Origin of the sequence: Nitratireductor rhodophyticola (assembly GCF_019891355.1) — a bacterium.
Lineage (GTDB): Bacteria > Pseudomonadota > Alphaproteobacteria > Rhizobiales > Rhizobiaceae > Nitratireductor > Nitratireductor rhodophyticola.
On record NZ_JAHSSF010000013.1, the window covers coordinates 1 to 1,173 of the forward strand.

Consider the following 1,173-nt stretch of genomic DNA (forward strand, 5'->3'; position numbering starts at 1 on the left):
CGCTCTCGGCATTCGCACTCATCGCCTGCGTGCCATGGCCGAATGGAACGCTGTAACCATCGGCACCTGATCGAGCCGCCGCAGGGCCCGGTGCGTCCATGCTCAGGTTTATGTGACATCGCCAGCTCAAGAACTGGCGGCGCGTTGCGACCCGCTATGACAAGACCAAAGAATCCTACCTCGGCTTCGTCACCCTCGCAGCAGTCAAACTATGGATACCCTTTGTCCACGAGCGCTAGAAGCGAAAGGGATAGCTAGTCCACTCCTTTCGCTCTTCCGGGAATGGAATTAGGCAAGCTTCGCTGCGATTTTCGCAACATGTGCGCCCTGGAATTTGGCGGCTTCCACCTCAACTTCTGACGGCATGCGAGAACCATCAGCGTCAGTGATTGTGGAAGCTCCGTAAGGTGAACCACCCTTGACCTCGTCAACGCCCATTTGACCTTGGAACGCGTAGGGTAGGCCCACAACTGCCATACCGTGGTGGAGCAGTGTTGGGATGAAGCCGAGTATGGTGGATTCTTGGCCACCATGCTGCGTCGCCGAAGAAGTGAAGACGGAACCAACCTTACCAACGAGCTTGCCCTGCGCCCATAGGCTACCGGTCTGATCCCAAAAATTGCGCATCTGGGAAGCGACGGTTCCGAACCGCGTTCCCGCGCCAACGATAATGGCGTCATACTCGGTAAGTTCGTCGACACTTGCGATTGGTGCCTGCTGATCGAGTTTGAAGTTGGATGCCTTCGCGACGTTTTCAGGAACAAGTTCTGGGACCCTTTTGACGACAGCTTCAACACCTGCTGAACGAATGCCTTCAGCGACAGCGTTTGCCATCGTTTCGATGTGGCCGTATGCGGAATAATACAGAACTAGAACTTTAGGCATTTGATCTCCGTGTCAAAAATTCATCCTACGGTGAAGTGCATACAGGATACTGTAACAACTGCTAGTCATCCATATGTTGACACACCGTTCAATCTTTCTCCAAGGCCTCTCAAGGGTATTGCCGGGATTGCCAAGTTGATTACGGCTTTGCGTGGGGATAGGCGATCATTATGAGAACTCCACCAACAATGCCGCGCCTGAAGGGCTTTCGTTTTCCTCGCGAGATCATCTCCTACGCCGTCTGGGCTTACCATCGGTTTGCACTCAGCACGGCCGATGTCGAGGATC

General features: G+C 54.1%; 1 protein-coding gene and 2 pseudogenes. 2 read left to right on the forward strand and 1 reads right to left on the reverse strand.

The genetic code is table 11. The features are described 5' to 3' along the window. Window positions 1-122: 122 nt before the first annotated feature. Window positions 123-239, forward strand: a pseudogene (locus KUG85_RS21190) (IS5 family transposase); the annotation flags it as partial. 49 nt (window positions 240-288) lie between these two features. Here KUG85_RS21190 and wrbA read toward each other — a convergent pair. Then, window positions 289-885, reverse strand: a complete 597-nt coding sequence (gene wrbA / locus KUG85_RS21025; protein ID WP_009453050.1) for an NAD(P)H:quinone oxidoreductase type IV — start codon at window positions 883-885, stop codon at window positions 289-291. 170 nt (window positions 886-1,055) lie between these two features. Here wrbA and KUG85_RS21030 point away from each other — a divergent pair. Further along, a pseudogene (locus KUG85_RS21030) lies at window positions 1,056-1,173 on the forward strand (IS6 family transposase); the annotation flags it as partial.

What these genes read in the sequence shown, in the direction of transcription:
- wrbA (WP_009453050.1), bottom strand. Translation starts at nt 885, where the DNA reads ATGCCTAAAGTTCTAGTTCTGTATTATTCCGCATACGGCCACATCGAA.